Here is a 6993-nt window from a genome sequence, read left to right as displayed (position 1 = left end):
CGCGAACACACCAAAAACCCCAGCCGGGAGCGTGTTGTTAGTGACAAACAGCATCGTAGCAGACAATGTAAATGTTGCAGCCAAGATTGCCGAATTTGTACTTTGTTGAATCGCGCCGAGTCTGCGTAAGTAGCGATCGGTTTCGCTCGAACGCACGCGGACTTTGATATCGCCGCGTTCTAGCTTCTCGATCGTATCTTCGAGGCGGCGGGGTAGTCCGAGGGCTGATGAGCCGACTTGAGCGGCTTGTCTGCCGATTTCGGCTAGGAATGTATTGGCATCGGGGGTACTGTTACCGTTACTATTCATAATTTGAAACGCAAAGGGTTGGGCGGCTGCCATAAAGTTAAAATCGGGATCGAGTCCTTTACCGACTCCTTCAATCGTGGAGAATGCCCGCATGACGAAGGTAAATGTTGCTGGGAATCGGAAGGGCTGTCCGTAGGCGATATCATAGAGATCGTCGGTAATCTGGGAGACTGATTGCGCCTCGATCGGTTTGTCGAGGAAGTTGTCGAGTAAATACTGGATCGATCGGCGAATCGGATCGGTATCGGCATCAGCGGCTACGGCTCCCAATCCGACTAAGCCATTGACGACGCGATCGGCATTGCGTCCGGCGATCGCCAATAGGGTATCCATCAGTTTCTCTTTGGTACCGGGGGCGATGCGACCCATCATCCCAAAATCATAAAAGATTAATGCTCCGGTTTTGGGATCGACTGCCACATTTCCGGGATGCGGATCGGCATGGAAAAAACCGTCAGTCAGTAATTGTTGGAGGTAAGCGGTGGCACTTTGACGGGCGATCTGTTGGCGATCGAGTCCGGCAGCTTCAATGCCCTCGTAGTGGCTGATTTTGATGCCGGGGAGGTATTCTAAAGTCAGCGTCCGAGTCGAAGAATAGCGCCAGTAAACGCGAGGTACTTTGACCCAATCTGCCGATCGAAAGTTCCGCCGAAAAGTGTCGGCATTTTGCCCTTCGCTAATATAGTCAGTCTCTTCCCACAGAATTTTACAGCACTCATCATAGATTCCCAGCCAATCGCGTCCGCCCTGTCCCCATTTGGGATGATTTTGGAAATATTTGGCGATGCCCCGGAGGATATCCAGATCGATCGTAAATAATTTGTGCAGTCCCGGACGTTGGACTTTGACGACGACTTCTTCACCCGTATGCAGCCGTGCGATGTGTACCTGTCCGAGACTGGCGGCGGCGAGCGGTACTGGCTCGAAACTGGCGAATAGTTCGGGGATGGGTTTGCCCAAATCCCGCTCGATAATCTCGGCAACGCGATCGTAGCCGAAGGCTGGCACCCGATCTTGTAATTTTGATAACTCCTCGACATATTCCACAGGGAACAAATCCGCCCGTGTCGAAAATAGCTGTCCTAACTTGATGAAAGTCGGCCCTAATTCCAAAAACGTATCCCGAATCCAAATTGCCTGTCGGCGGCGTCTGGCGGCCTGTTTTGCCTCAGTGTAGCCACCAAGATAGCTCCACTTCCGACCGTCGATCCAGGAACCATTCAAGAACGTGATAAAGAACGCCCAAATATCAAATTTCCGCCGCCGCCTAGAATAATTAGTGCGATTCCACCGATACGCACGGTCGCTACTAGACTGATGAGTCACAATTGGTGGCATGGAGATAGTTGACGACTCTGGCACAGTAGCACTGGGGATTAAAGACAATTGTGATGTCGCAGCAACCGCTGCCGAGCTGGGGCTAAGCCTTGCCTCTGGGATGGCGGCGATGCTACTCTGGCGATCGGGAGTACCTGTTGGCACGAGAAGGCTCTCGGTAGGCGGCTCGCTATTAGTTGGCAGGCAAGGTTCGGAAATAGCTGTCACGGAATTTATGATAATTGTTGGGTTTGGTCGATAGTTAACTCTCTACTCGATGCACTCGCCACTAATACTTAACTCTGGTAGCGATGTTTTTGGATTTCCGCTCTGAGTCTGGCAATTTCGGCTCTGAGATCGTCGATCGTTTCCTGGACATCTACACGTATCCCATCCGTGGATACTCTCGTAGTATTCCCACCAGCCGCCGCAGTCTCTCGTTCGGCACGCTCGATGACTTCTTGGGCAAATTGACGGAGTTTTTCGCCCTGCTCGGCGTTAATTTTGCCAAGTTCGCTCAAGGTATAGGTCAGCGTCTCGCCTAGTTTTTCATTCAGGCTTTGAGCTAGGGCACGACCGACAAAAAAACTATTCAGTGCTGGTTTGGTCATAGTTGATAGCTAGCTACGATTGATAGTACGTCCGTAAAGAATTATAACGCGTCGAATGCGGCGGTTGGAGCTACCGATCGGTCTAACTTTAAATTCGGGATCGAGAAAATCGCTATTTTTACATCTTGAATCAAAACAAAGTTGTTAGTATTTTAGTGGATCGTGAATAGTGGATAGTGCCGTTAAGAGCTGGAACTTCCTGACTACAAGCCGCTGGTGCAAGATGTGAGTATTCAAAGTTTAAGTTATAAGTTTCGATCGCAGGTGCAATCGGTATCATCTAATCTGCTGCTAGCATGGATGTTCCTGTCTTATCGAGCATCGTCTCGATAAGACAGGAACGCTTTACGTGTTGGCAAGTAAATTTATAGATTCGGATGATGCTGAAAATTCTCGCAATTTCTGGGAGTCTGCGCTCTAGTTCCAGCAATACAACTATCTTGCGGGCAATGCGTGAGTTAGTGCCAGCCGATCTTCAATTCTCAATTTGTGAGGGCATTGGTGATTTACCACATTTTAACCCCGAACTCGATCGCGATCTGGCACTCGCTCCCGTGCAAGCTTGGCGAGATCGGATTTCTAAAGCTGATGCCGTTATATTCTGTACTCCTGAATACGCGCATGGTATCCCTGGAGTCCTCAAAAATGCCCTCGACTGGATCGTTTCTTCGGGTGAATTCATGTACAAACCTACCGCTGTCATCAGCGCATCGCCAGCTCCAGACGGTGGAGCTAAAGCAACTGCCTCACTCATGCAAACGCTGGCGGTGATGATGGCGGATCTAGTTCCATCAATCTGTATTCCGGCTGTCTCTGCTAAATTAAACGATCGCGGTGAGATAACAGATCCTCAGACACTTCAGTCTCTTCAATCTCTATTAAAAAGCCTAGTTGAGATCGTAAATAAATCTTAAACTGATGTTGCCGATCGATCTAATCCTCGTCCCAACCTTCGACTTCAAGTAATTCGCTGACGGGATCTTCGAGCGTAAAGCCAAAGTCCAATAACTCGTTTTTCCAGTATTGCCATTTAGTACCGTAGAGGAAGGCAATTTTCCAAATTCCATCGCTAGGATTGAGAATCTTGGATGCTACCAAAGATTCTACCTGACGTTGCATTTTCACCATCGGGTGAAGCACTTGCTGAGTCATAGATGATGCTTTAATTGTGTGAATGCTAATAAAAGTAAAAATAATCTTGCTAAATGCTCTCTTTAGCCGATTGATGCGATCGCCAGTCAAAGTTCTCTTTTATATTTGTACCGCACACTTACGAATCTTGTCAAACTATTAGCAGGCACGATCCAAACATAAAATCTTTGTTGTAAATATGCCTACTGGGGTTACTCTCCTCATTCTTATCCCAACTTAGCAGCGATTGTAAGTGCCGATTGCCGACCTAGCAAATCGGTGGAAATCGCCGGATGTTCGCAACTACTAGACTCGATCGATCGCTAAAGATAGCCAGGTAATCGCAATGCCTAAGATCGAACCTGCAATTACTTGTACGGGTGTATGTCCTAGCAATTCCTTGAGCTTTTCTTCATTAAATTTATGATCTTCCGAAAATAATTCATCGACCATTTGATTGAGAATGCGGGCTTGTTTTCCAGCAGCTTGACGCACTCCAGCCGCATCATACATCACAATAATCGCAAAAATTGTCGCGATCGCAAACTCGGCACTTTTCCACCCTAAATTTAAGCCAACTCCGGTAGCTAACGATGTAACTAGCGCTGAATGGGCGCTGGGCATTCCCCCAGTCGTCGTCAATACTTTGGCACTAACTTTACCATTTTGAATCGTATCGATAATCAATTTGAGTACCTGCGCGATCAGACATGCAGCTATGGCTACGAGTAAAATCCGGTTGTCTAAAATTTGACTGATGTCATTGATATCGATTGGTGGGGCTGCCTGACTAACCACGTAAATGACCTAAACAAAGGAAAGGACTAAAGTAATATCTAATAGTTAGCATGAAAATAGCATTAAAGTACCGACAAGTTTCAATACTTGATGGGTTGACGAGATCCGTCGCCCTCGATTATTTAACTAAAGCAAGCTCTAAATCTGGACGCCACCCCAGCTCAATTTTTGCGATCGGTAATATAATCGGCTAAAGCTTGCAACGGTAGCGCTCGATCGCCAAATTCAGCCAAGATCGTTTTTGCTTCAGCTACTAGCTTATCAGCTTGATGTCTAGATTCTGCCAATCCCCACAGCTTGGGATAAGTGGCTTTTTGAGCTTCGACATCTTTGCCTGCTGTTTTACCGAGTTCGGCTCCGGTGGCAGTGATATCGAGAATATCGTCGATAATCTGGAATGCTAGACCGATATTTTGGGCGAACTTGGCTAATTTTTCGATTTCGGCGGTGGTAGCACCTGCTAAGATTGCGCCACAGACGACCGAAGATTGAAATAGGGCACCAGTTTTGTGATTGTGAATGTAAATGAGGGTTTCGATCGAGATATCGGACTTGCCTTCTGATTCTAGATCTACGACTTGTCCGCCCACTAAGCCATTAGCGCCAACGGCTCTAGCTAAATGAGCGATCGCTTTGAGGACGCGATCTGCACTCACTCCCTGGGTGTGGGTGGCGATATACTCAAACGCATAAGCCAGCAAGCCGTCTCCCGCGAGAATGGCGATATCGTCACCATAAACTTTGTGATTTGTCAACTTCCCACGGCGATAATCATCGTTATCCATCGCAGGTAAGTCGTCGTGAATCAGCGACATGGTGTGAATCATTTCCAGCGCACAAGCCATCGGCAGCGCCAGATCGGGATCGCCACCGACAGCTTCACAGCTAGCCAGACACAAAATCGGTCGCAACCGCTTACCCCCAGCTAGCAATGAATACCTCATCGCAGCGTAGATGGTATCGGGGTAGGCGGGGCGGATCGAGGCATCTAGAGCCGCTTCTACGCGCGGCTGTCGATCGGTCAGATATGCCGCCAGATCGAAGGCAGTCGGTGTAGCTATTAAATCCTGGTTGCTAGTCATTGGTGCTAGAAAGTGGGGAGCGATTTGCTACCGCTCTGCACAGCCAAAGCTACGCTAACGGGTTAAAATCCTTGTCTCAACTATTTTACGAGGAATTGGCTCTTTTTAGGGCATTGAGAAATAGCAAATACTTACTTACTCCTGAGTACCAGTCACTATTCACTATTCACTATCCACTAAAACACCAGTAACTTTGTTTTAATGCAAAATGTAAGTTAGCTACTTTTCGATCGGCTGCGGTCGTCGGTTATAATACCCAAAAGACTCGATCGCCATGCAATCTGCGCCCAGCCTGACTCCATCCCAATTGACACCGTTTCTATTAAACGTCGCACCAGTTTTACCCGTGTTCATTTGGGGGCCGCCTGGGATTGGTAAATCAGCGCTAGTCAGGAATTTTGCCGAATCTGTCGGGTTGCCATGTATCTCGCTGCTGGGTTCTCAACTCGCGCCGGAAGATATTATCGGCGTACCGCAGATCGTCGATGGGAAATCGCGGTTTTGTCCGCCGACGACGATCGCCCAAGATCGGCCTTACTGCTTATTTTTAGACGAACTTAATGCCTGTTCGCAAGAGGTGCAAAAAGCCTTCTACTCGTTAATTCTCGATCGGCGGATTGGGGAATACCAGCTTCCCGAAGGTACGATCGTGATTGGAGCGGGAAATCGGGCAGAAGATGCCGCCATTACGCGTCCGCTTTCTTCGGCACTCATCAATCGACTGCTCCACGTCCAATTACGGGTTTCGGCGAAGGACTGGCTAAAATGGGCTGGAAGCGCGGATATTCACGAATTGGTAGTCTCCTATATCAGCAATCGTTCCGACCACTTGTGGTCGAAGCCACCCAAGCATGAGGAGACTTTTTCAACGCCGCGTGCGTGGGAAATGCTCTCGCGGGCACTGCATTCTTATGGGAGTGCGGCGACACTTGAGGAGATGAAAACAGTGGCGACGGGACTGCTGACTCCCAGCCACGCCCAGCAGTTTGTAGCGTTTGTGAAGTTGCGAGAACGGGCGCATGATTTGACGGCGATAATTAAGGGCGATGCCAGTTGGCCAGAAAAACCGGATGAGCGGGATATTCTCTATTTTCTGACGCAACAGCTACGCGATCGCTTAATTAAGGAATTACCCGATGATGAATCCAAGGTACGGCGGGAAACTCGCGAGCTAGCAAATCGGTGTAAGGAACTAATCGTGCTGCTGGCAAGGATTTCGACAGAGTTGGCACAGTTGGTAGTGACAGAGACAGAGAGTGGCGCGACTTTACCTGCCTGGTATACGATCGAGCTGGCACGCGCGTTGCCGCGATTGGCGATGCAAAAGTAGATTAGGGGATAGTGGATAGTGGATAGTGAGTTAAGTACCCCCAGTCTCCCCGTCCCCCCCTCCCCCCGTCCCCAGATGAGTGCAAAACGTCCGCCCCAGAAAAACCTTGCAGCGATCCAAGAGGGCTTGGAGATCTTGCGCCAACATCCGATTTTTGCATTTATCGATCGGGTCGGTAGTACGATCGGGCAAAACTTTTCGCAGGATGGGTTTGCCAGGATTGTGGTTCAGAATCGCTATGACAAACAACCCTCTAGCTCGATCGAGTTAAATGGCTGGCAAAGGGCTAGTGGTGCAGAATGGGCGTATGCGATCGCTCAGTGTAATTTACACATTTTCCTCAATCATGTCGATCCGGTGCGAAGTGACGAAGCTTGGCGATTGGCTTGTGAATTGGTGGCGGTGGATTGGCTCA

8 protein-coding genes are annotated in these 6993 nt (G+C 48.9%); 3 read left to right on the top strand and 5 right to left on the bottom strand.

Translation table 11 applies throughout. The features are described from left to right. Together RMO35_RS22175 and RMO35_RS22170 are read right to left on the bottom strand one after the other, a co-directional pair. On the bottom strand, positions 1 to 1695 hold a 1695-nt coding region (locus RMO35_RS22175), incomplete at its 3' end, for an ABC1 kinase family protein (RefSeq protein WP_396135711.1). A gap of 227 nt (positions 1696 to 1922) precedes the next feature. After that, positions 1923 to 2237, bottom strand: coding sequence for a DUF6825 family protein (locus RMO35_RS22170; RefSeq protein ID WP_309744381.1), 315 nt, complete (start codon positions 2235 to 2237; stop codon positions 1923 to 1925). Between the two features lie 377 nt (positions 2238 to 2614). On the opposite strand from RMO35_RS22170, the gene RMO35_RS22165 reads away from it, so the two are divergent. After that, positions 2615 to 3151, top strand: coding sequence for an NADPH-dependent FMN reductase (locus RMO35_RS22165; protein ID WP_309744379.1), 537 nt, complete (start codon positions 2615 to 2617; stop codon positions 3149 to 3151). 19 nt (positions 3152 to 3170) lie between these two features. Here the strand turns inward: RMO35_RS22165 and RMO35_RS22160 are convergent, their stop codons facing one another. The 3 genes from RMO35_RS22160 to crtE form a co-directional block, all read right to left on the bottom strand. Continuing rightward, positions 3171 to 3389, bottom strand: a complete 219-nt coding sequence (locus RMO35_RS22160) for a DUF4327 family protein (RefSeq protein WP_309744377.1) — start codon at positions 3387 to 3389, stop codon at positions 3171 to 3173. 285 nt (positions 3390 to 3674) lie between these two features. Beyond that, the gene (locus RMO35_RS22155) at positions 3675 to 4136 is read right to left on the bottom strand and encodes a divergent PAP2 family protein (protein ID WP_309744383.1); all 462 of its coding nucleotides are present in this window, start codon (positions 4134 to 4136) and stop codon (positions 3675 to 3677) included. A 191-nt stretch (positions 4137 to 4327) separates the two neighbouring features. Beyond that, entirely contained in the window at positions 4328 to 5248 is a 921-nt protein-coding gene (gene crtE / locus RMO35_RS22150) for a geranylgeranyl diphosphate synthase CrtE (protein WP_309744375.1), read from the bottom strand. 274 nt (positions 5249 to 5522) lie between these two features. On the opposite strand from crtE, the gene RMO35_RS22145 reads away from it, so the two are divergent. Both RMO35_RS22145 and RMO35_RS22140 read left to right on the top strand, forming a co-directional pair. Next, on the top strand, positions 5523 to 6578 hold the full coding sequence (locus RMO35_RS22145) for a MoxR family ATPase (protein ID WP_309744373.1): 1056 nt from the start codon (positions 5523 to 5525) through the stop codon (positions 6576 to 6578). Between the two features lie 75 nt (positions 6579 to 6653). Beyond that, positions 6654 to 6993: hypothetical protein (locus RMO35_RS22140; protein WP_309744371.1), on the top strand; the 340-nt coding region annotated here is incomplete at its 3' end.

Source organism: Chamaesiphon sp. OTE_20_metabat_361 (assembly GCF_031364565.1).
This window is presented reverse-complemented; position numbering and strand designations above follow the sequence as displayed.